Below are 23060 nucleotides of genomic sequence, written 5' to 3' on the forward strand. Positions count from 1 at the left end.
GAATGCCGGCGAACCGACCGGCCGGGATGGCTACTGCCGCTTCGGGAGCAGCAGCTCCTCGTGGTCGAGTTCCCGCTCCAGGACCCGCAGTTCCTCGTCCGGCAGCCGACCGGAGTCCCGCCAGCGCACCAACTCCTCGCGCTGCGCGTCGAGGGCCGTGCGGCGGACCCGCAGCGCCGTCTCGTACTGCGGGGAGGTGGGTAGCTCTTCTGACCCGCTCTGCTCGAGCAGGTCGAGTCGCCCGCGGTAGCGCGCCAGGCGGGCCAGCAACTGGGTCCGGGTGGTGTTGACGGCCACCGCGCTGTCCGGCTCGGCGGCGGCGACCTCGTCGAGGCGGGCCAGGGCGGCCTCCACCGCCGCCGAACGGGCCTCGTTGCGTACGCGGGCCTGGTCCGTCTCGTTGGCGCGCAGGCCGAGCATCCGCACGAGCGGTGCGAAGGTCAGGCCCTGCCCGACGAGCGTGACGAGCACGACCACGAAGGTGCAGAACAGCAGGAGGTCGCGGTCGGGGAAGGGTGACCCGTCGTCGGTGGTCAGCGGCAGTGTGAAGATCGCAGCCAGGCTGATGACGCCGCGCGTACCGGACCAGCTCAGCGCCACCACCTCCCGGGAGGTGAGGCGGCGGGCGTTGCGGTCGGCCCGGGCGATCTGCCGTGCGGTGCTCGGCTCGTCGGTGTCGTCCTGCTCGGAGATGCCACCCAGGCGGGTGTGCAGGGAGCGGGGGAGCGACTGCGTCATCACCAGCCAGGCGGGGCGCAGGAGCAGCACCACGCCCACGGACACCGCGACGGCGATGATGATGGTCGACGTGTCGTACTGGCGCAGTCCCTTGACGACCTCCGGAAGCTGCTGGCCGATCAGCAGGAAGACGAAGCCTTCGAGGAGGAAGTCGACCAGCCGCCACACGGCGCTGGTCTGCAGCCGGGCGGCCCCGGACCCAACCTGCGGCGTCTGGTGACCGACGATCAGCCCGGCGATCACGACGGCGAGCACGCCGGAGACGTGCAGCGCCTCGCCCAGCAGGTAGGCCACGAACGGTGTCGCCAGCGAGATCGCGTTGGACAGCAACGGGTCCGCGGTGAGAGGTCGGGCCAGCCGTTTCGCCCAGGCGACGGCCGCACCCACAGCGACGCCACCGACTGCCGCCAGCACGAACTGCGCGACGGCGGCGGGGAACGAGAACGTCCCGCCGACGGCGGCGGCCACCGCCACGCTGAGCATCGTCAGCGCCGTCGCGTCGTTCAGCAGCCCCTCGCCCTGGATGATCGTGACCATCTTCGGGGGCAGGTTGACGCGCCGGCCCACCGCCAGGGCGGCCACCGGGTCGGGCGGAGCTATCGCGGCGCCAACCGCGATTCCGGCGGCGAGCGTCGCCCCGGCGACGAACAGGTGGAACCCGATGCCGACGAGCACTCCGGTGAGAAGCACCAGGACGACGGACAGGCTGACCACGATGCGCAGGTTCCGCCGGATGTCCAGCAGCGAGGAGTCCAGTGCGGCGCTGTAGAGCAGCGGCGGCAGCACGACCATGAGCACCAGCTCGGGGTCGAGGCTGACGTTGGGGCCGGGGAGCAGCGCGTACGCGATGCCGATGAGCGGCAGCAGCGCCGCCGCCGGCAGGCCGGTGCGCGACGCCACCCACCGCACGGCGACGATGACCGCGACGGCAGCGAGCACGAACAACACCATCGAATGGGCGCTCACCTGGTGACGTCCCCCTGGATCGGCGCGCGGCGCGGGCCGCACCAGCGGTGACGAGCGTACCCGCTAGATCAACCCAGCCCCGGTCGGCGTTGGGGGTGACCCGGCCGGGTCCGCTGGCCGGTATTGCTCGCCCATAGGTGTACGTCTATAGTCTGGCGATCACCACATTCATGGCCGTGGTCAACGCGGCCGGGTCGTCGAAGCGCTTCGACGATTCGTCGTTCAGGCCCGTCAGCCGGGTGTCGAGCCTGGCCACGCCGGTCTCGGCGCCCCCTGGCGCCTGTCGTACGACATGAGGAGAACCGCATGCGGAACAGGCGCCTTCGGCGCGGAATCACCGCGCTCGCGCTCGCACTGCTCGTCCTACCGGCCGTCCCCGGCGCGGCGCACGCCGAACCCACCTACCCGTTCCGAGATCCACACCTGCCCGTGCAGGCCCGGGTCGACGACCTGCTCGGCCGGCTCACCCTGGACGAGAAGATCTCGTGGCTGCACCAGTACCAGCCGGCCGTTCCCCGGCTGGGTATCGGCCTGTTCAAGACCGGTACCGAGGCGCTGCACGGGGTCGCCTGGTCGACCGACATCGACAACAACGGCGCGGTCGTGAAGGCTCGCGGCACGTCCTTCCCGCAGCCGGTGGGCATGGCGAGCACCTGGGACACCGACCTGATCCAGCGGGTCGGCTCGGCCGTGGGCGACGAGGCGCGCGGCTACCACGCGCAGAACCCCCGGGTCTGGGGTCTCAACCTCTGGGCGCCGGTGGTCAACCTGCTCCGCGACCCTCGGTGGGGCCGCAACGAGGAGGGCTACTCCGAGGACCCGCTGCTCACCGCGAAGATCTCCACCGCGTACGGCTCGGGGATGACCGGCGGGGACCCGGACCACCTCAAGAGCGCGCCGACCCTCAAGCACTACCTGGCCTACAACAACGAGGTCCGGCGCGACGTCACCTCGTCCAACGTGCCCCCGCGGGTGCTCAACGAGTACGACCGCGCGGCCTTCCGGCCGGCCATCGCCGCCGACGCGGCGACCGGGGTGATGGCCTCGTACAACCTGGTCAACGGCCGTCCCGCCACGGTTGACCCGGACCTGGCCACGGTGGTGCGCGGCTGGACCGACCAGCCGCTGATGAATGTCACCGACGCCTGGGCGCCGAACAACCTGGTCGCCTCGCAGGGCTACTACGCCACCCAGCCCGAGGCGAACGCCGCGATCATCAAGGCCGGCCTCAACAGCTTCATCACCGACGACACCAACGCGCTGCCGACCGTCACCGCCATCAAGCAGGCCCTCGCCTCCGGCCTGCTCACCGAGGCGGACATCGACGCCCGGATCCGCGAGACCTTGAACGTGCGCTTCCGCCTGGGCGAGTTCGACCCGGGAGGCGGTCGCTACGGCGGCATCACCCCGGACGTCATCAACAGCCCCGAACACCAACGGCTGGCGCGTCAGGCCGCCGGCGAGGCGATGGTGCTGCTCAAGAACTCGCGGCAGGCTCTTCCGCTGGACCCGTCCCGGACCCGCAAGGTGGCCGTGCTCGGTCCGCTGGCCGACACCCTCTACTCCGACTGGTACGGCGGCGACCTGCCGTACGAGGTGACCGCGCTGGACGGCATCCGCGAGCGGCTGGGCGGCTCCGCCAGCGTCAGCGGGCTCGACGGCGCGGACCGGATCGCCCTGAAGGACCCGGCGACCGGCCGGTACGTCACGGCCACCGGCACCACCGACGCCGACCCGGTCGCCGCGACCGGTGCCACCGCCTCGCTCGCCGCCCAGTTCGACGCGGTGGACTGGGGTCAGGGTGTGGTGACGCTGCGCAACGCCGCCAACGGCCGCTACCTCGGCTACAACTGGGGGCCCTTCATCACCCGCGACGAGCAGCCGAACGGCTGGTACGTCCAGCAGCAGTTCACGCTGGAACCGCAGGCCGACGGTACGGTCGCGCTGCGCTACACCGGCTACGAGACCCAGGAGAGCTGGTTCGGCGCCAACACGTACGTCACGGTCGGCGACGACGGCGCCCTCACGCTCGGCGCGTCCACCGCGGCGGACGCGACCCACTTCGACCGCGAGGTGATCAGCAGCGGCGTCGACCGGGCCGTCGCGGCGGCCAGGGCGGCCGACACCGCCGTCCTGGTCGTCGGCAGCAACCCGTTCATCAACGGGCGCGAGGCGCACGACCGGACCTCGACGGCGTTGAGCGCCGGCCAGGAAGCGCTGGTCAAGGCCGTGACCAAGGCCAACCCGCACACAGTGCTGGTGCTGCAGACCAGCTACCCGGTCACCATCGGATGGGAGCAGGAGCACGTCCCGGCCATCGTCTGGACCACCCACGCGGGCGCCGAGACCGGGCACGCCGTCGCCGACGTCCTGTTCGGCGACCGCAACCCGTCCGGCAAGCTCACCCAGACCTGGTACCGCTCGGACCGGCAACTACCGCCGGACCTGCTGGACTACGACATCATCTCGTCCGGGCAGACCTACCTCTACAGCAGCGCGAAGCCGCTCTATCCGTTCGGCCACGGGCTGTCGTACACCGGGTTCCGGTACGGCCAGCCCCGCACCGACGCCCGCTCGGTCGCGGCCGACGGCACCATCACTGTCAGCGTCGACGTGACCAACACCGGCAGCCGAGCCGGGTCCGAGGTCGTCCAGCTCTACACCCACCAGCGCACCTCCCGGGTGAAGACCCCGATCCGGGCGCTCAAGGCGTTCCAGCGGGTGCAGCTCGCACCGGGGCAGACCCGGGCCGTGACGCTCCGGCTGCCCGTCGCCGACCTGGCGAACTGGGACGTCACCCGCAGCCGGTGGGTGGTCGAGTCGTCCACGTACGACCTGCTGGTCGGCGCGAACGCGCAGGACATCCGGGCCCGGACGGCGGTCGCGGTGCGCGGTGAGACGATCCCGGCCCGGGACCTCTCGCGGACCACCCGGGCCGAGAACTTCGACCGGTACGCGGGGGTCCGGCTCGTCGACGAGACGAAGGCACAGGGTACGGCCGTCGGCGCCACCGCCGCCGGTCAGTGGATCTCCTTCGCCGGTTCCGTGCTGCGCCCGGGTGCCCGCACGTTCACGGCGAGGGTCGCCAGGGCGGTGGCGGGCGCCGGCACGATCCAGGTCCGGCTGGGCTCGCCCACCGGCCGGCTGCTCGGTACGGCCACCGTGCCCAGCACCGGCGACGACTACCGGTACGTGAACGTCAGCGCCGAGGTGGCCCGGACCGCCGGCACCCACGACGTGTACCTGGTGTTCAACTCCGCGCTGCGGCTGGCGGACTTCTCCCTCAGGTGACGAGTTGGCTCGGGCCGGGGTGGCGTTCGCCCCCGGTCCGAGCCGTCCCAGATCGTGCTGCCCTGCCGGGAGCGTCCTGTCGATGAATTCATCGGATGATCCGATGAGGGGACATGGGCAGGCTGGTTGCTTTGCCCTATTTGGACCGCATTTACGCATAGACAGGTTACAATCTCGTATTGCAGTCGTCACACGTGTGACCTACGCTCCGGGAGAGAGTTCGTAGCGATTGGCAAAGAGTGCGGCCGGGCGGCAGGTGCCCCCGCCGGTCCTAAGTGGCGTCGCTGTTCCCTGCTCGTCGCTCGATACACGCCTCAGGCACCACATCGACGACCAGGAAGGACAGCACGTGAGAACAGCCGCATCCACCACCCGAACGGCATTGATCGCGGCGGCGATGCTCATCGCCGCCACGGTGCCGGCCGTGATGTCACAGCAGCGCCCGGCCGCGGCCGCTGTTCAGGAGACCTACTACGTCGCCCCGGACGGGAACGACAGCAACGCGGGGACCCTCCAGTCGCCGTTCAAGACGGTGCAACGCGCACGGGACGCCGTTCGCACTGTGAACGCGAACATGACCGGCGACATCAACGTGTACCTGCGCGGCGGCAGATATCCGGTCACCAGCACCGTCGAGTTCGGCGCCAGCGACTCCGGCACCAACGGGTACCGGATCAGTTACGCCGCCTATCCCGGCGAGGCCCCGGTCCTGGACGGTGGCGTCCAGGTGACCGGCTGGACCCAGCACAGCGGCAACATCTGGAAGGCGCCGCTGGACCGCTCCACCAAGCTGCGGGCGCTCTACGTCAACGACAAGCGGGCGTACATGGCGTCGAAGACGATCAGCTCGGGCGGGTGCTACGGCACCTACACCATCACGGCCGGCCAGGCCGCCTGGGCGTGGGAGTCGGGCTCGCAGTGCGACGGCGCCAAGTACAACCTGAACGACTTCCCGGCCATCGCCCGCAACCAGGACGACCTGGAGATCGAGACGGGGACGACCTGGACCACGGCCATCGTGGGAGTCCGCCAGGTGACCACGAGTTCCGACGGCGCGAGCCGGGTGGCCCTGTTCCAGCAACCGGGCGCGGCCATCGCGCAGGGCGCGTTCAACGGCAACGCCCAGGTGGGTGGCAGCCACAAGGTCATGAACGCGTACGAGTTCCTGGACACGCCCGGTGAGTTCTACTTCGACAAGGGCAGCAAGACGGTCTACTACTACAAGGCCAGCGCCGAGAACATGTCGACCGCCGCGGTCTACGCGCCGAACAACGTCACCACCCTGCTACGGGTCGCCGGCACCTCGACGAGCAGCCACGCGCGCAACATCACGTTCTCCGGCCTGACGGTGCAGCACTCCGACTGGAACCTGTTCAACGTCGCCGGCTCGTCCTTCAAGCAGGCGCAGCAAGGCAACCTCGGCGCCCAGGTGTACGCCAAGGGCAACTTCCACGTCTACTACTACCGCAACGTGGACGTCACTCCCGGCATCGTCCAGGTGCAGAACGCCGACGGCATCCTCCTGCAACGCAACCGGATCCAACACACCGGCGCCGACGGCATCAGCATGGTCAACGACGTGCAGGGCACGCAGTTGATCGGGAACTACACCAACGACATCGCGGGGTCGGCCGTCAACGTCGGCCATCCCCAGCACGTCTACATCGGAGACGGCACGTCGACCAACCGGGAGAAGTACTCCCCGCAGGTCGAGGGGCTGCCGAAGAACATCGACATCAAGAACAACTACATCTACGACAGCGCCGTCCTGTTCAACGGGCACAGCCCCATCTCGGCGTACTTCGCCGACACCCTCACCATCTCGCGCAACCGGATCGAAAAGGCCCCCTGGTCCGGCATCACGATGGGCTGGGGCTGGTGGAACTTCGACGGGTCATCGGGCTCGATCGTGCCCAACCGGCCGACCACGACGGCGCGGAACAACACCATCAGCTACAACCACATCATCGACACCGTCCAGCGCCTCAGCGACACGGCGCCGATCTACACGCTGGGCAGCCAGCCCGGGACCACGATCACCAACAACTACCTCCAGGGCGTGCCCTCGGGCCACAAGTACGGACTGCACCCGGACGAGGGGTCGGCGTACATCACCTTCCGGGACAACGTTCTGAGCATCGACAAGAACGTCACCTGGATGATCAACTCGGACGACTTCGGGCGGAAGCACGATCTGACCATCACGCAGATCTACGGCCCGATCAACAAGGTCTCGAACAAGAACCTGCCGAACAGCACGATCGGCGACATCATCGTCTCCTCCGACTACGTCTGGCCGGCGGCGGCGTACAGCATCGCGGCCAACTCCGGCCTGGAGGACGCCTACCGGGACATCATCCCGGCGAGCAGTTTCTCCGCACCGAACTATGTGCTGCCGGCCAGCACGTTCGTCACCAGTGCCACGGCGTCGATCCCGATCCGGAGCACCGGCGACGCCACCAAGTCGGTCTGGCTGGCTCCGTACGGCACGACCACCTTCACCGCCGGGCCGACGATGACCAGGGCTTCCGGCACCGCCACGTCCATCGCCGTGCCGACGAGTCAGGGCGAGTACCGGCTCTACGTCGTCGACGCACAGGGCAACCGGTCGGCCGAATCGACCTCGATCGTCCGGCAGCAGAGCGGCGGCGGCAGTCAGCAGGGCGGGCAGCTCGTGGGCGGCCAGTCCGGTCGCTGCGTCGAGGTTCCCAACTCCTCCACCACCAACGGCACCCAGGTGCAGCTGTGGGACTGCGGCGGGGGCACGAACCAGCGGTGGACCTCCACCGCCAGCAAGCAACTGATGGTGTACGGCAACAAGTGCCTGGACGCCTCCGGGGCCGGTACGGCCAACGGCACCCAGGTCATCATCTGGGACTGCCACGGCGGGCTCAACCAGCAGTGGAACGTCAACGCCAACGGCACCATCACGAACGGCCAGTCCGGGCTCTGCCTGGATGCCAACGGCGCCGCCAGCGCGAACGGCACGAAGATCATCCTCTGGTCGTGCAACGGTGGCCCGAACCAGCAGTGGAGCCTGCGGAGCTGACCGACCGACCACACCGGGGCCGGGCCGATGGCGGCCCGGCCCCGGGCCGTCCGCGTCACCGCCCACGCCTCGTCGGGGCAGCATGTGCTACCGGACAACAAGTGGGTAATGGTGGGTGATGAAGACGACCTGGAAGCCTTACGAGAAGCACGGCGGCCTGTCGGAGAAGGACAAGCGGGAGCTGCCGGAGAGCGTTTTCGCGTTCCCCGACAAGCGCAAGGAGCCGATGACCGACGCGAGCCACGTCCGTAATGCCATCGCTCGCTTCGATCAGGTGCAGGGCGTCACCGACAAGGACCGCGACCTGGCGTTCCAGAACATCCTCGCCGCTGCGAAGCACTACGGCGTCGACGTCGCGGAGACGGACTGGCGCCAACTCGGCAAACTGCCGCACACGCCGAACCCCGCGCACTGAGCGCACCGCGTCCGGGCCCGGGTCGGGTCCGAGGGCCGGATCAGAGGCGTGTTAGCGTGCTCGTCGTTGTCAGCGAGCGCCGCTAGCTCAACTGGCAGAGCAGCGGACTCTTAATCCGCGGGTTCGGGGTTCGAGTCCCTGGCGGCGCACCAACGAACAAGGCCCTGACCTGGTGGTTAACACCGGGTCGGGGCCTTTTTCGCGTGCACGGGGACCTCTATCTCCTGGCACCGGGCTGCGGCCGTGGCTCAACCCGGTCGACTAACTGTTCGAGGTCGCGACTCCATCCTCAAGGTAGACGCCGCCCCGTCCGATCGCGGTGATCGCCGCGGTGACCCCCGCGACCTGGTCCGCCGGCAGCATTCCGCCATCGAACACGAACATGAGCCCGCCGTCCACGGCGGGCTCACCGGCACCCAGTCGACGCGCAGCAGCGCCCCTGCGGGTATCGACAGGCCCAGCTCTTCCCGGGCCTCGTGCGTGCAGGCCGGGTGGACCAGCAGCACCCGGCCGGTCTGGTCGCGGAGGATCACGCGGGCGATCCCGCAGGGGATGCCGGGCGAGGTACGGGCGGCTTTCGAGCGCCTGGTGGCGGTCGGCTACCGAGCCGGCTGATCTGAGCTCAGCTAACGGCGCGGCCGTTTCACCGGAATGCCGATGTCAGTGTCCGGACACCGGCACTGCCTGATTCGAGCATTGCAGGATCGTCGACGGCGGTCGTGCGTGCCCATGTGGGTGGATCCGGTTGACCTCAAGCCCTTGTTCACCCTCTGGCCGGATGCGAAAGGCCGACGCGTTCGACGATGTGGTGCCGATAGATGACGTCGATAAACTTCGCTCTCCAACAGCTCAAGTGGACCGGACTCGAATGGTTGCATCTCCGGAGAGGTGGTCGCTGAATTGGGGACGGTGATGGCACGTCCGTTTCTGGATCTTGTTTCATCCGACGAGGTGGAGGGCCTGCTCGCGCTCGGTACCGAGCGTCGGTACGCGAGCCGAGCAACTCTCTTCCATCAGGGTGAGCCCACTCAGCACGTGGCGTTGCTACTCACCGGATGGGCCAAGGTTTCCGTGCAGTCCCGACGAGGAGACGAGGTGCTGTTGGCCATCAGGGGACCGGACGACATTCTCGGAGAACTGTCCGCCATTGACGACCGACCTCGCTCGGCCACGGTCACGGCGCTGGTGCCGGTCCGTGCACGAATCATTCCTGAACAACAATTCCTTCGGCACCTGCAGGACTTCCCGGGAGTGATGTTCGCGATGCTTCAGCACGTCACCGCGCGCCTTCGGGAGTCCGATGCCGAGCGGCTGCGGTACGTCTCCACGTCCGGTTCGGGCAGGATCATCTCGCTGTTGCTCGACCTCGCCGAGCGGCAGGGCAGGCGAGCGCCCGACGGGGTCGTCATCGACCTTCCCCTGACCCAGCAGGAACTGGCCAAGGCGGCCGCGACGTCGCGCGAGGTGGCGGCCCGGACGCTGCGCATGCTGCGCGAACGCGGGCTCGTACGGACGAGCCGGCAGCGCATCGTCCTGGTACAGGTGACCGTCCTGCGATCCCTCGCCAGCTCTGTGTCGCATGACGCATAGGGGGTGTGTCTGAAGCCGTCGATCTCCGAAACGGAAGGGCGGAGCGTGTCCAGCATGGAAGAACAGCGACTCGCAGAGCGACTTCTCGCGCACAACCGTGAAGAGATCGACAGGGCGGACGGCAAGGCCGTGCACGGTCTGGCCATCGCGGGTACGGCGGTCGGCGCAGCCGTCGGCTTCGTGCTCGGCGGTGCGGGGTCCCGGCAGCAGCTCGGGTCGGCCGATTCGTGGTTCTGGTGGGCGGCGAGTGCGCTGTGGATCGTCGGCACCGTGAGCCTGTTACTGGCCCTCTACCCGCGCGTGCGCGGTGACCGCGACGACGGTCAGGTTGCCTTCTTCGGTCACGTCGGGACGTTGGACCGCGGGCAGTTGACCGCGGCCCTGCGGCAGGCCGCCACACAGCCGTTGGTCGGCCTGATCAGCGAACTCCACTGGACCAGTCGAATCGTGATCGTCAAGTACCGCTTCATCAGGTGGGGCCTCGCCTGCCTGTGTCTGTCGTTCGTGAGTCTGGCGGCACTCACCTTCTGAGGCACGTCGATTCCTGCACCGCGTTCACCGGCCGTGAACACATGTCGGACGCCGATCGTCGCCGATGTGCGTCCAGCCAGAAGAGGAGACACAGCGGATGTACCGTCCCGCTCGTTCGTACTCGGTCATATCAATCGACATCGTGGATTCGAGCGCCGGTGGCTCATGGCGTCACAGGCTGCTCGTTGGTGACCTTCGGGCGGTGGTGGCCGAGGCACTCCAGGAGTGTCCGCTCGGCGGTCAGTGGGTGATCCGCAAGGACGGCGATGGGATGACGATTGTCGTGCCGCCTGCGGTCAGCAAGGAAGAGGTGATCGGTGAGTTCCCGCCCAGGGTCGACCGGGGACTCCGCAGGTCGAACGCCAGGCTGACGCCGGAGGCTCGACTCCGGATCCGGATGGCTGTCACGCACGGCGACGTCGTGGTCGACGAGGACGATCTGATCGGCGGGCCGGCGTTGGTGGAGGCGGCACGGATCCGGGACATCGCACCGTTGCGCCGCGCGATGAACGCGGCACCGGGAGCCTTCGTCGGCCTCGTGCTGGCCGATCACGTGTACCGGACGTCCGTGCTGGAGGGCGACCCCGCGTTGATGCCGCAGGCCTACCGGAAGGTCGTCGCGGAGGCGAAGGAGTACCGGGAGCCGGCGTGGATTCGACTGTGGGGCGCCGAGTTGCCGGCGGAGGGTGCCCCTGACGGCCCGGACACCGGTCCCACCGAACCGGGCCCGCGTTCGGACGCCTCCGACGTGCCGGACGGCGACGCCGGCAGGCGAATCGTCGGCGACGTGTACGACACCAGGGTCGGGACCGTGAACGGTCCGTTCGTCGTAGGCAAGGGCGCCACCTCGCACACGGGAACTCCCCATGGCCGGTGACGATCGCCCCGATGATGCGGGCACCGCGGCGGCACCGCCGGAGCAGGTCGTGGCCGACGATGTCGGCGGTGCCCCGACGGCGGAAGGGGCGGAGGGCTCGGAGGGTCGGGACGACCCACCACGGCCGCCGTCCGACACACCAGTGGATCCGACGCCGGCCCCGGCGACGGACGAAGCGGCGGCGGCCCGGAGGGAAGCCGCTGACAAGTCCACGGGTACGGGCGAGGGGCGCCGGCCGGAAACTCTGCACGACCTACTGCCCAGGCAGCAGTTGGGCAAATCGGCCCCCTCGGACAAGGCAGCTGACGAGGCGGAGTCCACGGCGGACGACTTCCTCCTTCAAAGTGGTGACGAGTACCGGACTCGCGTCGACACGGTCAACGGTCCGGTGGCGGTCGGGGCGAATGCCGTCTCGGTCATGGTCAAGGTGGGCGAGGAGCAGGTCACCCTCACCCGGTACGAGCTGACGAGCATCGACCTGGAGCAACAGCGTCGGCGGTACGTGAAGGGAGACACCTTCGCGGCGGCCCTCTCGACGCTCCGCACCGAGGGTCTGGTGATCGTCCTCGGCCCTGACGGCAGCGGGCGGCGGGCCGCGGGCCACGCCCTCCTGGATCGGCTGCGCACCGAGGGCCGCATAGGGCGCGTGGGCGGATTGGTGATGCCCGACGGCGTCGTCGCCGGCGACGTCCTGTCGCAGTCCGAGCTGTTCTTCCCCGCGGGCTGGGGTCTCGTCCTCGAACTCCGCGACGGCGCGGACCTCGCCGACGAGTCGACCGTGGAGGCGTATCGAACAGCGGTGGGGCACGGCGCTCGCGGGTACGTCGTACTGCTCGGGCCGCCGGCGGCCGAGGCCGAGACCAGCCGGTACGCCGTCAGGCACGACTGGCCGGACCCCGCCGCGGTGCTGGAGCGCTACCTGGAGACGGAACAGCCGGCGTCTTCCCCCGCGCCGGTGACCGTGCTGGCCGACGAGTCGGTCACGGAGTACATCGCCAACAGCCGCCGTCCGGGCCAGGTCGTCAAGCTGGCCCGGGCTCTGGTCGAGGGCCTCCGGCAGGAGAAGACGCCCGCAGCGGTGGTCGCTTCCCTGGAGCCGGACTGGCGGACTGTGGCCCGTCGGGCGTTCGAGGACGCGCTCAGGACGTCCTCGGTCTCCGACCCCTTCGGCGGTCCGCGGCGACAGGCCCTGCGTACGGCGTACGCGATCTTCGACGGCATCGAGCTGGTGGACGTGCTCAGCGCCGCCGAGCAACTGCTCGGCATGTTGCGACTCATCGAGGCGCCGGATTCCACACCTGCCCGACCGGTCTTCGACGACGGACTGGACAAGCTCCTGTACACAGACATGCTGGGCGACCTCGGCACGGGCAAGGAGCAGTCACCACGCCGTGCCCAGCTGCGGAACACCGCGCTGTCGGACGCCTTCCTCGACGTCGCGTGGAACGACTACGACACGACCCGCGAGGTGCTGCTGTACTGGCTGGACCGGGTTGTGACCAGCGGTCGTCCCGCCATGCGTCTCCGTGCCGCGCAGGCGGCGGGGAAGCTGGCCGTGTACGACTTCGAGAAGATCATGGCCGACCTGATTCGGCCATGGGCGCTGGACATCAACGGCATGCGTCGGCAGGCGGCGGCATGGGCGCTGGAGCAGGTGGGCCGGAACGAACGGTTCGTCATCCGCGTACGCCGGAAGATCAGCGACTGGGTGCGGAGTACCGACCCCGAGCTGCACGACACCGCGGCCAAGGTCTACGGGACGGAACTGGGCAGGACCATCCCGGGCGTGGCCCTGCACGACCTCCGGGTCATCGCTACCGATCCGCGGCAGCGGCCGTACCGGAGCGTCAGCCGGGCCGTCGCGAGCATCTACCTGGCCGGCTCGGCGGACGTGGTCTACGACCACGTCGACGCCTGGTTGGCCGACGCGGCGTCGGAGGTCAACGTCCATGCCACCTGGACGGTCCTCTTCCTCGCCCGTCAACTCGGCCGCGACCGTCCGGAATGGCCACAGCTCCTGGTCGACGCAGTCCTCGTACCCGAACGGCTGCCCGTGCTGGTCCGGATGTGGACGGCCGCCCTCGCCGATCCGGCGACCGCGTACACGGCCTGGGACCTGCTGCGCCAGTGGCTGGAACTGCCGTACCGCCCCGGTGGTCCGCACGAGGACCTGTCCCGGGCGCTCTCCGACCTCGTGCGGGAGGCGCTGGCCGACCCACGGCTCCGCAAGCGTGGTCTCTGGCACCTGCGGCTGTGGCAGGGCCGTCGACCGGGAGACCTGCTGCTCAAGGAAATCATCGACCGACTGACGGAGGACCGAGCCCGATGACGACGCACGACACCGACAGGAAACCCGGCTTCTGGCGCCGCCTCTGGGACCGGCTGACCGGAAGGGCTTCGGAGCCCCGTGGCGAGCAGCCCGCGTCGCCCCCGCCCGCTGGTGCTCCGGTTTCACCGCTGACCGAGTCGATCGACGCCGGAGCGCCCTTGGCGATCCCGGCGATGGGGGAGGCGTACGACTTCCAGGTGCAGGTCGAGGCGACCTGGTCGGCTGCGGTGACCGATCTCGGTGACCTGAGGACCCGCGCGGACCGGCACACCGAGAGCGTCCGCCGTGCTGTGCGGGAGGTGGTCTGGCAGGTGGGGCGGGACTTCGCGCCGCATCGGGCACTCGATGCGGAGCGCGCCATGGGCCGCGCATTGCCCGCCGAGTTCTGCTTCACCGACGCCGGAGTCTCGCTGCGTTGCCAGGTGAGGCTACGGGTGCGTCCGGACGCGCGCGTGGTGGAGGTCCTGCTGCCGTACTCGCTCATGCGGGTGCGGGCGGACAACGTCGAGGCGGTGGCGGTCCGGTGGCGGGACATCCTGACCGGGTTCGCCGGCCAGGAGGTCGGCGACCTGGTGCTGCCGTACGCCGCGCAGCTGGCCGACAAGCCGTTCGCGGCCTCGGTGACCGGGCTGGAGAACGCTCGTGACCAGGCCCGCAACGACCTGGCGGACGTACTGGACCGGGCGGCCAAGAGCCACACTCGCGTGGGCCTGTTCGAGTTCGCCGAGTCGTACGAGGCCGCACTGCACGCGTTCCGGCGCAGCCAGGGCCTCTCCGACGAGGGCGGTGACGGCTCATGACGCGCGCATCACGCGTTCGGCAGGTCCTGATGGCCGTCGCCGTCCTGGTGACACCATCGCTGTTCGGCTGTGACCCGATCGATCCGCCCCGGCGCCCGGAGCCCTGTGCGTGGATGGACGAGCCCGGGGAGACGACCGGTCGGACGGCGTTCCTGGTGGACGTCACCAACTCGACCCGTGCGGTCGGCACCGGCATCGGTGCCCCCGACTATCGGCGGGCCCTCAGCGAGTTCGTCCGCCAGGCGGCCCGGGACCGGGACACCGTGGCCGTGGGCGCGTTCAGCGGTACCGCGGCGGACCTGTCATGGACCGTCTTCGAGCAGTCGACGGACTGGAAGAGGGACGACAACAACCCGGACAACCAGAGGGACCGTGAGCGGGAGGCGGGGGACTGTCTTGAGGATGCGGTCGACGCGGCCCAGACGACCGACCCGGCCGCGCCGGGCACCGACATCCTGCGTCCTTCGGCCACCGCGGCGGACTGGCTCCGTCAGGGCAAGGGCGCCAAGCGCCTGGTCGTCGCGACCGACGGCCTCGTGACGGAGGGTTGTGCCAGCCTGGTGAGGTCGGATTTCACCGGCAGCGAGGAGATCGCCGCCATGACCGCCGCGTGCTCGGCGGAACCGGCGCAGGAACTCCGGCCGGACGTGTTCGACGGCATCACTGTGACGTTCGTCGGCATCGGGCATCCCGCCGCAGGTCAGCCGGTGCCCGCCCCGGCCCAGGCGCAGTGGCTCACCCGTCTCTGGACGGAGTTCTGCGAGTTCCAAGGTGGTGACTGTGACGTACGTGCCGCCTCGGTGGGTCGTGACCCGGAGGACCCCGGGTCGGCGCCCGTCGCCGAGGTCGGCGACCCGGTCGTTCGGTACGGGAGTGCGGTACAGCGGTACAGCCTTCCGGCGGCCGCGCTCTTCGACACCGACCAGACCGTCCTCCGGTCGGACGCCGGTCCCATGCTCACCGAACTCGCGGTGACGTTGCGTACCGGCGCGATGGCGCGGGTGCAGGTGGTCGGCTTCGCGGACCCGCGCGGCGACGGCGCCCACAACCGGGCGCTGTCCATGGGCCGTGCGGAGGCGGTCGCCGAGTTCCTCCGGAGGGAAGGCGTGCCGAGCGTCCTGGCGGAGGGGAGAGGCGAGACGAACACGTGTGCCGATGGAACCGGCTTTCCGGCCACCGCGACATCCGACGACGAGACGCAGTGTGCCCGCCGGGTCGACATCCTGGCCTCTCGAGCGCAAGGAGGGACATGACGATGGACGAAGTGGCGAACAACGGCCGGCGATGGCAGGCGCCGGTCCCGTGTCCGGCCTCCGGCGTTCTGCTCGGCAACCCCGTCGTGCCGGCGGCGGAACAGCGGCTGGAGGACATCGAGGCGGCGGCCCTGCTGCGTGCGTTCGGCAGGGGCAACGCGGCTCTCGTGGCTTCCCAGACCGCTCTGGACGAAGCCGGCGTCCTGGTGGTCGAGCGATACCACACGGCGCGGGCGGCGCTCGACGAGGTCGACCGCCTCGTTGCCCGGGAACGGGTCGCTGAGGCACGTAGCGCGGAGCATGCGGTCACCCGGTCGCATGTCGGGGACGGGGCGGAGAGCCGCCGTCGGCGGGCCCTTCCTCGGTGGGTGGTCTGGGGCGTCCTGGCGCTCGCTGCGTTTTTCGACGTGGCCTTCGTAGGCAACGTGGTGCAGCGCATCTTCGGGGCGGGCCCGTCCGACCTCGTCTACTGGATCGCGTATCTGCCCGGTATCGGCATGGCTCTCTGCCTGTTGGCCGCCGGACACAGCCTTGCCGAGCACCTCTTCCGACACCGGATTCGGGTGACCCGGTCCCGCCGACGCGGGCCGCTCAACCCGTGGTTGCTGCTGCGCCGGGTGTTCTGGCACTGGCGACCCGAGGAGCAGACCCGGGAGGAGGACGATCTGCCGTGGGCTCGGCTGGCCGGGCCGGTGATCCTCGCGGTCCTGACCGTCGGCGTGCTCGCCGCGGGTGCCTACGTGCGATCCACGCAGGCGGCTGCCTTCGGCGCTCTGGCCAGCTTCCAGCTGGTCTTCGTGGGCCTCCTGATGCTGCTGAGCGTTTCGGCCATCGCCGTCAAGGTGCTCTCTCACAATCCGTACGCCGACAGGACCGAAGAAGTGGCAAAGGACGTCGACGACCTGGACAAGCTGTCCAGAGCATTGACCGATGCCGCCCGGAGCGAGTTGGTGGCGCACAGGAAGGCGTGGAACAACCTCCGGTCCGCGATCACCTCTGCCGAAGGCGAGGCGGTGGGGATCGTCGAGGAGGAGTGCGCCCGCATCCTCGACGATCGCGGACGCCGCGGTGTGGAGGGGCCGCTGCGGTTGCCGCTCACCGTACTGCGGTGGCCGGAGGAGGGCACGGAACCGACGGCTGAGCAGGTGCTGCCCGCACTCCGCCTCGACATCCTCCAGAACGCCCGCGACGTGGCCACCGAGCACGACCCGCAGTCGTTGCAGAAGGCGTTCGACACGCTGGAGGCCGCGCTGCGCCAGCAGTTCCGGCCAGCGGTCGCCGCCATCGCGCGTGGATAGGAGGGACGGTGACGGGGCGCGCCCGTCTTCCGGCCGTGCCGCCCGTCTCAGGGCAGCGGGACGACGTACGACTCGACGCGGGCGATGAGCCCGTCCCGGAGCGCGAACAGGTCGTTGAGGCGCCGTGATCGGGCGGCGACGATCACCGGCGGCAGCGTGGTCGACGGGGTCGGTGACAGCGGGCCGGCAGTGCTGCCGGCGTGCGGCACGTACACCCTGGATGTCCGCCTCGGTGGGCTCACCGACGCCGAGATGGACCGGCTCGGCGTCCCGGTCGAGGTACGGCAGTCATGGCAGCATCAATTGACAAGTATCAATTGAGTTGATATAGACAATCGGTAATATTTTTGGGTTCGGTCCGTCCCGGGCTGATCGGCGGCAGGAGTTTCTGATGGGTGTGCAACGACGGCGCAAGCCACGTCCGGCCACGGCGATCGGTGTGGTCGGTTCTCTCGTGGCGGGGCTGCTAACCACCCAGGCCGTCGCCGGCCCGGCGGCGGCCGCCGCCGGGCTCGCCCTGACCGTGGACGTGTCCGCCGCCCGCCACAAGATCAGCCCCGACATCTACGGTATGAACGGCGGCGACCCCGCGCTCGTCGCCGAACTCGGCACCCCGGTGGCGCGCTGGGGCGGTAACGCGAGCAGCCGCTACAACTTCAAGAACCACACCTACAACACCGGCAGCGACTGGTACTTCGAGAACATCGTGGCCGGGCCCGACAACACGGTCGAGGCGTTCGTCCAGCGAAACCGGGACCACGGGACCAGGCAGGTGGTCACCGTGCCGTTGATCGGATGGGTGGCGAAGGACTCGCCCTCGTCACACCCGTTCGCCTGCGGCTTCCCGGCCACCCGCTTCCCCGAGCAGGACTCGTTCGACCAGTGGGACCCCAATTGTGGCAACGGCCGGCACGCCGATGTGAACCTGACCGGGGCGGTCCCCACGGACACCTCGATCCCGGCCGACGCGTCGTTCGCCGGCGAGATGGTGTCCCATCTGGTGACCCAGTTCGGCCCGGCGTCACGTGGCGGCGTACCGATCTACGAACTCGACAACGAGCCGGTGCTGTGGAACTCCACCCACCGCGACGTGCATCCCGACCCGGTGAGCTACGACGAACTGGGCGGCAAGGGCACGGCGACCGCCGCGGCCATCAAGGCCGCCGACCCGCGCGCGGCGGTGCTCGGCCCGTCCGGCTGGGGCTACTGCGAATGGGTGGCGTCCGGCGTGGACGGATGCGCGCCGGGTGCCGACGCGGCGGCGCACGGCGGGCTCAACCTGTCCCAGTGGTATCTGAAGAACATGAAGGACTTCAGCGACGCCCACGGCGGGAAGCGGTTCCTCGACTACTTCGATCAGCACTACTACCCGCAGATCAGCGGCGGCAAGGACGCGGATGCCAACGCGCTGCGGCTGCGGTCGACCCGGTCGCTGTGGGATCCGACGTACGTCGACGAGTCGTGGATCGGCCCCGGCGGGGTGAACGCTCCGCCGTTGCAGTTCATCCGCCAGATGAAGGCATGGGTCGCGCAGTACTACCCCGGCACCAAGGTCGCCATCACCGAATACAACTGGGGCGCCCTGGACGACATCAACGGCGCGCTCGCGCAGGCCGACGTACTCGGCATCTTCGGGCGCGAGGGTCTGGACCTGGCCACCATCTGGGGCGAACCGAAGCCGACCGACCCCGGCGCGTACGCGTTCCGGATGTACCGGAACTACGACGGAGCCGGGAGCAGGTTCGGCGACGTGAGCGTGTCGGCGGTCAGCGGCGACCAGGCGCAGCTCTCGGTCTACGCCGCGCAACGCTCGTCCGACAAGGCACTCACCGTCATGGTGGTCAACAAGACGGGCGGCGATCTGACCTCACGGTTGGCGCTCTCCGGATTTCAGGGCGGGGACCGGGCGCAGCGGTTCACCTACGGCCCGGCCGATCTCACCTCGATCGTCCGGGGTGAGGATCTCCGGGTGGCCCGGGGCGGCGTCAGCGCGACGTACCCGGCGAACTCCGTGACGCTGCTCGTCCTGCCGCAGCGCCGACACTGAGCGCCTACTCAGGCTTTTTGGCGAACCTCGTGGTGAGCCGCTCGGTCGGGTTGACCGTGTACTTCAGGTGGTAGCCGGCGGCGATCACCATCGCCTCGGCGACCTTCGCCGCGTGCTCGTGGCCCTTGACGGCGGCGTTGGCGGCCAGGTCGACCGGTTGCCCGGTGGCGAGGCTGCCGGCAAGGGCGACCAGCCGCTGGTCGTCGTCGGAGAGTTGCTCGACCGCCGGTAGCGCGAGCAGCGCCGGCCAGTCGCGGATGACCGCCACCTGGATGTCGTGACCGTCGTCGTACTCGGGGATCTGTACGACCTCGACCAGTTCGGCGAAGCCTGGTTGCTCCGGCAGCTTGGTGAAGGTCAGCAGGTGTACGGCGGCCTTCTTGGTTCCGGGCGGTCGATCCAGGCGCCGGCGCGGATCAGCGTACGCAGAGCGTCGGGGCTGAACTCGGAGGTGGACATGCCAGTGGGCCTCCTTCGCCGAGGGGGAATCCTCGCTGTCGAGTACAGCAGACGTCGACAACCGCCTCAGGCTGGCCTGGAAGACGCGAGAATGTCGAGGTAGTGCGGGTTGGTCATGACACCCAACACGTTGCCGAATGGGTCCACCACCGCCGCGGTGACGAACCCCGCGTCCCCGTGGGGCGTGATCGGCTGGTATTCCGTGGCACCCATCGCGAGGAGCCGTTCCACGGTGGCGTCGAGGTCGTCGACGTGCCAGTGCATGACCGCGCCGCCGGGGCCGGTGGCCGCACCGGGAGGCGCGTAGCGGCGGTCGATGATGCCCAGCTCCGCCTGGTAGTCGCCGAGGCGGAACTCGGTGTAGGCCGGACGCCCGTCGGGGCCGGGCCGCGAGAAGTACGCCTCCTGGCCCAGGAACCGGGCGTACCAGTCGGTGGCCGCCGCCACGTCGTCGGCCCAGATGTTCAGGGTGGCGAATCCGCGCAGGCTCACCTGGTGTCCTCTCGTCGATGTCGTCCGGTGGTCACGCTATCGGCGGGCACCGACAGCTTCGTCCCGACACGGATACGGCCAGCCGTGTAGCGCGCGGTATCCCGGGTAGTCGCCGCCGTCAGCCCGACGAGCGGCGGGAGCCAACGTGGAGACGACGTAACCGGGGGTGGAGGAGCACGGCCTGATCGGTGACCTGCAGACCGCCGCGCTGATCAGCAAGGACGGCACGATCGACTGGTTCTGTGCGCCGCGCTTCGACTCGCCGAGCGTCTTCGCCGCCCTGCTGGATCGTCGAAAAGGTGGCCACTTCCAGCTCTCACCCGACGGCATCGAGTATTCGAGCAAACAGCTCTACCTACCGGGCACGCCGATCCTGATCACCCGTTTCCACAGCGCCGACGGGGTGGGGGAGCTGTTGGACTTCATGCCCGTCACGGGCGAGCAGGCCACCGACCGGCACCGGTTGATCCGGCTGATCCGGATGGTCCGGGGACACATGCCGTTCCGCTTCGACTGCCGGCCGCGGTTCAACTACGGGCGGGATCCGTACGAGCTGGAGGTGCACCCGGAGGGCGACGTCTTCCGCAGCTCGACCCTCAGCCTCACCCTGACCCCCTTCTCGGACGCGGATCGGCTCGTCGACAGGCGGACGATCCAGCGCGACACCGAGGGCGTCTACTTTCGCAACGAGCTGCACGTCGGCGACAGCGGCGGAGTCGTCCTGGAGACGGCCTGCCCCCACCCACCCCGGGCCCTCAGCACGCAGGAGGCGTGCGAACTGCTGGCCGAGACACGGGACCACTGGCGTCGGTGGGCGGGCCGTTCGTCCTACACCGGTCGCTGGCGGGAGATGGTCGACAGGTCGGCGATGACGCTCAAGCTCATGACGTACGCCCCGACGGGCGCCGTGGTCGCCGCCCCGACGGCGGGGTTGCCGGAGCAGATCGGTGGACCACGGAACTGGGACTACCGCTACACGTGGATCCGTGATGCCTCGTTCTCGGTCCACGCGCTGCTCAGCGTCGGTTTCACCGAGGAGGCCCAGAAGTATCTGACCTGGCTCGAAGCGCGCATCCGGGACGCCCGCGACGGCAACGTGCCTCTGCAGATCATGTACCGCATCGACGGCTCGCCGGACCTCCCCGAGGAGGTGCTGGGCCACCTGGAGGGATACCGCGGCTCGGCGCCGGTGCGGATCGGCAACGGCGCGGCGGGCCAGGTGCAGCTGGACATCTACGGCGAGGCGCTCAACTCGCTGCATCTCGCCGACCAGAGCGGGTTGATGACGTCGTACGACGGGTGGCGCAAGACGGCCGGCCTGATGGACTGGCTCTGCGACCACTGGGACCAGCCCGAGGACGGCATCTGGGAGACCCGCTCCGGGCGGCAGGACTTCACCTACGGGCGGATGATGTGCTGGCTCGCGTTCGACCGCGCGATCCGCATCGCGCACGCACGTGGGCGTCCCGCGAGCATCACCCGCTGGGCGGACGAACGCAACGCCGTCTACGAGCAGGTCATCGCTCGGGGATTCCATCCGGAACGACAGGCCTTCGTGCAGCACTACCGCACCGACATCACCGACGCCTCGCTGCTCGCGATGCCCGGGGTGGGCTTCATTGCGCCGAACGATCCGATGTGGCTGTCGACGTTGCGGACGGTGGACAACGACCTGGTCTCGGACAGCCTCGTCTACCGCTACGACCCGAACGCCTCGCCCGACGGGCTCGCCGGCTCCGAGGGCACCTTCAGCATGTGCACCTTCTGGTACGTCCAGGCTCTCGCCCAGTCCGGCCGGCTCGACGACGCCCAGCTGACGTTCGAGAAGATGCTGACGTACAGCACGCCGCTGGGGCTCTACTCGGAGGAGATCGCGCCCACCGGTGAGCAGATCGGTAACTTCCCGCAGGCGTTCAGCCACCTCTCGCTGATCAGCACGGCCCACCACCTCAACGCCCTCCTCGACGGAAAGGGGTGACCGCGGGCGTACCCGTCAGAAGAGGGTCAGTGGTTCGACCGGTATCGGTGCGGGCAGTGCGGCGAGGCCCGGCACGCGGGCGCGTACCTCGTCGTGGAAGCGGCGGGCGAGCCGCGGCGCGTCGGCGTTGTCCGGCGTGTGGACGAACACGGTGGGGGAGCGACCCTCGCGCAGCCAGTCGGCGGTGACCTCGACCCAGCGTTGCCACCCCTGGGCCGTCCGGGCGCTGTCGTCGCGGCCCAGGTAACGGACGATCGGGCGGTCGGTCAGCGCGACCGACCGCAGCGGCACCCGTGGTTTCTTGGTCCAGGCGTCGCGTTCCGCGTCGCTGGTCGGCGGACTGGTGAAGAACGCGGTGGTGTCGAAGGGGATCCATTCGGCCGAGGCCGCGGTGAGCGTCTCCTCGAGCAGCCGGATCGCGTGCGGGTCGGTGAAGAACGCGGGATGGCGGACCTCCACGGCGTACCGGTGGGAGCGCGGGAGTTGGCCGAGGAACCGGTCGAGGGCGGGCACGTCGGCGGGCGAGAACGACCCCGGCAGCTGGATCCAGAGAGCGTGGGCGCGTGGACCGAGGGGCTCGATCGCGTCCAGGAAGGCGCGCAGCGGGTCGCCGACATCGATGAGCCGGCGTTCGTGCGTGACGACCTTGGGAAGTTTGAGGACGAACCGAAAGCTGGGATCGGTCTGCGCCGCCCAGGACGCGACGGTGTCCCGGGCCGGCGTCGCATAGAACGTCGTGTTGCCCTCGACGGCGTCGCACCAGCTCGCGTAGTGCCGCAGGCGCTCCGCTGGCGGCAGCAGGCGACCAGGCCACGACCGGTGGGTCCACATCGCGCATCCCACGTGCAGCCGCATGACCGCCCCTCCTCTGGTGAAACCGCGCCCACCGTATACGCGCCCCGTGGCAGCTCGGGACACCCGTCTGTGCGGCGGCCGACCGCCGCCCC

The 23060-nt window shown here is 69.5% G+C and carries 17 protein-coding genes and 1 tRNA gene; 13 read left to right on the forward strand and 5 right to left on the reverse strand.

Annotated features, from left to right (window positions below):
* Positions 1 to 30: 30 nt before the first annotated feature.
* Positions 31 to 1689, reverse strand: a complete 1659-nt coding sequence (locus ABZT87_RS02715) for a Na+/H+ antiporter (RefSeq protein ID WP_355133682.1) — start codon at positions 1687 to 1689, stop codon at positions 31 to 33.
* Positions 1690 to 2010: 321 nt separating this feature from the next.
* On the opposite strand from ABZT87_RS02715, the gene ABZT87_RS02720 reads away from it, so the two are divergent.
* From ABZT87_RS02720 to ABZT87_RS02770, 11 genes are all read left to right on the forward strand, one after another.
* Positions 2011 to 4995 carry a glycoside hydrolase family 3 C-terminal domain-containing protein gene (locus ABZT87_RS02720; protein WP_355133189.1) on the forward strand — a complete coding sequence of 995 codons (2985 nt, stop codon included), beginning with the start codon at positions 2011 to 2013 and terminating at the stop codon, positions 4993 to 4995.
* Between the two features lie 349 nt (positions 4996 to 5344).
* Positions 5345 to 8044 carry an RICIN domain-containing protein gene (locus ABZT87_RS02725; RefSeq protein ID WP_355133191.1) on the forward strand — a complete coding sequence of 900 codons (2700 nt, stop codon included), beginning with the start codon at positions 5345 to 5347 and terminating at the stop codon, positions 8042 to 8044.
* A gap of 118 nt (positions 8045 to 8162) precedes the next feature.
* Positions 8163 to 8459 carry a DUF6582 domain-containing protein gene (locus ABZT87_RS02730; RefSeq protein WP_355133193.1) on the forward strand — a complete coding sequence of 99 codons (297 nt, stop codon included), beginning with the start codon at positions 8163 to 8165 and terminating at the stop codon, positions 8457 to 8459.
* Positions 8460 to 8535: 76 nt separating this feature from the next.
* Positions 8536 to 8611, forward strand: a tRNA-Lys gene (locus ABZT87_RS02735).
* A 760-nt stretch (positions 8612 to 9371) separates the two neighbouring features.
* Positions 9372 to 10049, forward strand: a complete 678-nt coding sequence (locus tag ABZT87_RS02740) for a Crp/Fnr family transcriptional regulator (protein ID WP_355133195.1) — start codon at positions 9372 to 9374, stop codon at positions 10047 to 10049.
* Between the two features lie 54 nt (positions 10050 to 10103).
* Positions 10104 to 10580 (forward strand): Pycsar system effector family protein, encoded by a 477-nt coding sequence (locus tag ABZT87_RS02745; protein WP_355133684.1) that lies wholly within the window; start codon positions 10104 to 10106, stop codon positions 10578 to 10580.
* Positions 10581 to 10851: 271 nt separating this feature from the next.
* Entirely contained in the window at positions 10852 to 11457 is a 606-nt protein-coding gene (locus ABZT87_RS02750; RefSeq protein ID WP_355133197.1) for a hypothetical protein, read from the forward strand.
* 418 nt (positions 11458 to 11875) lie between these two features.
* Positions 11876 to 13786, forward strand: coding sequence for a hypothetical protein (locus ABZT87_RS02755; RefSeq protein WP_355133199.1), 1911 nt, complete (start codon positions 11876 to 11878; stop codon positions 13784 to 13786).
* Positions 13783 to 14586 carry a hypothetical protein gene (locus tag ABZT87_RS02760; protein WP_355133201.1) on the forward strand — a complete coding sequence of 268 codons (804 nt, stop codon included), beginning with the start codon at positions 13783 to 13785 and terminating at the stop codon, positions 14584 to 14586. The genes ABZT87_RS02755 and ABZT87_RS02760 overlap by 4 nt, the downstream gene beginning before the upstream one ends.
* A 113-nt stretch (positions 14587 to 14699) precedes the next feature.
* Positions 14700 to 15839 (forward strand): OmpA family protein, encoded by a 1140-nt coding sequence (locus ABZT87_RS02765; RefSeq protein ID WP_355133203.1) that lies wholly within the window; start codon positions 14700 to 14702, stop codon positions 15837 to 15839.
* Positions 15836 to 17137: a hypothetical protein gene (locus tag ABZT87_RS02770; protein WP_355133205.1), complete on the forward strand. Its 1302-nt coding sequence runs from the start codon at positions 15836 to 15838 to the stop codon at positions 17135 to 17137. Before ABZT87_RS02765 ends, ABZT87_RS02770 begins: the two co-directional genes overlap by 4 nt.
* A 47-nt stretch (positions 17138 to 17184) precedes the next feature.
* On the opposite strand, the gene ABZT87_RS02775 is transcribed toward ABZT87_RS02770, so the two are convergent.
* The gene (locus ABZT87_RS02775) at positions 17185 to 17352 is read right to left on the reverse strand and encodes a hypothetical protein (protein WP_355133207.1); all 168 of its coding nucleotides are present in this window, start codon (positions 17350 to 17352) and stop codon (positions 17185 to 17187) included.
* 176 nt (positions 17353 to 17528) lie between these two features.
* Between ABZT87_RS02775 and ABZT87_RS02780 the strand changes: the two genes are divergently transcribed.
* The gene (locus ABZT87_RS02780; protein ID WP_355133209.1) at positions 17529 to 19184 is read left to right on the forward strand and encodes a glycoside hydrolase family 44 protein; all 1656 of its coding nucleotides are present in this window, start codon (positions 17529 to 17531) and stop codon (positions 19182 to 19184) included.
* Positions 19185 to 19188: 4 nt separating this feature from the next.
* On the opposite strand, the gene ABZT87_RS02785 is transcribed toward ABZT87_RS02780, so the two are convergent.
* Together ABZT87_RS02785 and ABZT87_RS02790 are read right to left on the reverse strand one after the other, a co-directional pair.
* Positions 19189 to 19704 (reverse strand): hypothetical protein, encoded by a 516-nt coding sequence (locus ABZT87_RS02785; RefSeq protein WP_355133211.1) that lies wholly within the window; start codon positions 19702 to 19704, stop codon positions 19189 to 19191.
* Between the two features lie 5 nt (positions 19705 to 19709).
* The gene (locus tag ABZT87_RS02790) at positions 19710 to 20135 is read right to left on the reverse strand and encodes a VOC family protein (RefSeq protein WP_355133213.1); all 426 of its coding nucleotides are present in this window, start codon (positions 20133 to 20135) and stop codon (positions 19710 to 19712) included.
* Between the two features lie 166 nt (positions 20136 to 20301).
* On the opposite strand from ABZT87_RS02790, the gene ABZT87_RS02795 reads away from it, so the two are divergent.
* Positions 20302 to 22113, forward strand: coding sequence for a glycoside hydrolase family 15 protein (locus ABZT87_RS02795; protein WP_355133215.1), 1812 nt, complete (start codon positions 20302 to 20304; stop codon positions 22111 to 22113).
* A gap of 15 nt (positions 22114 to 22128) precedes the next feature.
* Here ABZT87_RS02795 and ABZT87_RS02800 read toward each other — a convergent pair whose 3' ends face one another.
* Positions 22129 to 22944 (reverse strand): DUF72 domain-containing protein, encoded by an 816-nt coding sequence (locus ABZT87_RS02800; RefSeq protein ID WP_355133686.1) that lies wholly within the window; start codon positions 22942 to 22944, stop codon positions 22129 to 22131.
* Positions 22945 to 23060 lie beyond the last annotated feature (116 nt).

Source organism: Micromonospora sp. NPDC005237 (assembly GCF_040607775.1).
GTDB lineage: Bacteria > Actinomycetota > Actinomycetes > Mycobacteriales > Micromonosporaceae > Micromonospora.

Bases quoted from the DNA above. Each gene is read 5' to 3' on its own strand.
- ABZT87_RS02715 (WP_355133682.1), bottom strand. From the start codon at position 1,689: ATGGTGTTGTTCGTGCTCGCTGCCGTCGCGGTCATCGTCGCCGTGCGG.
- ABZT87_RS02720 (WP_355133189.1), top strand. From the start codon at position 2,011: ATGCGGAACAGGCGCCTTCGGCGCGGAATCACCGCGCTCGCGCTCGCA.
- ABZT87_RS02730 (WP_355133193.1), top strand. From the start codon at position 8,163: ATGAAGACGACCTGGAAGCCTTACGAGAAGCACGGCGGCCTGTCGGAG.
- ABZT87_RS02740 (WP_355133195.1), top strand. From the start codon at position 9,372: ATGGCACGTCCGTTTCTGGATCTTGTTTCATCCGACGAGGTGGAGGGC.
- ABZT87_RS02745 (WP_355133684.1), top strand. From the start codon at position 10,104: ATGGAAGAACAGCGACTCGCAGAGCGACTTCTCGCGCACAACCGTGAA.
- ABZT87_RS02750 (WP_355133197.1), top strand. From the start codon at position 10,852: ATGACGATTGTCGTGCCGCCTGCGGTCAGCAAGGAAGAGGTGATCGGT.
- ABZT87_RS02755 (WP_355133199.1), top strand. From the start codon at position 11,876: ATGGTCAAGGTGGGCGAGGAGCAGGTCACCCTCACCCGGTACGAGCTG.
- ABZT87_RS02760 (WP_355133201.1), top strand. From the start codon at position 13,783: ATGACGACGCACGACACCGACAGGAAACCCGGCTTCTGGCGCCGCCTC.
- ABZT87_RS02765 (WP_355133203.1), top strand. From the start codon at position 14,700: ATGGACGAGCCCGGGGAGACGACCGGTCGGACGGCGTTCCTGGTGGAC.
- ABZT87_RS02770 (WP_355133205.1), top strand. From the start codon at position 15,836: ATGACGATGGACGAAGTGGCGAACAACGGCCGGCGATGGCAGGCGCCG.
- ABZT87_RS02780 (WP_355133209.1), top strand. From the start codon at position 17,529: ATGGGTGTGCAACGACGGCGCAAGCCACGTCCGGCCACGGCGATCGGT.
- ABZT87_RS02800 (WP_355133686.1), bottom strand. From the start codon at position 22,944: ATGTGGACCCACCGGTCGTGGCCTGGTCGCCTGCTGCCGCCAGCGGAG.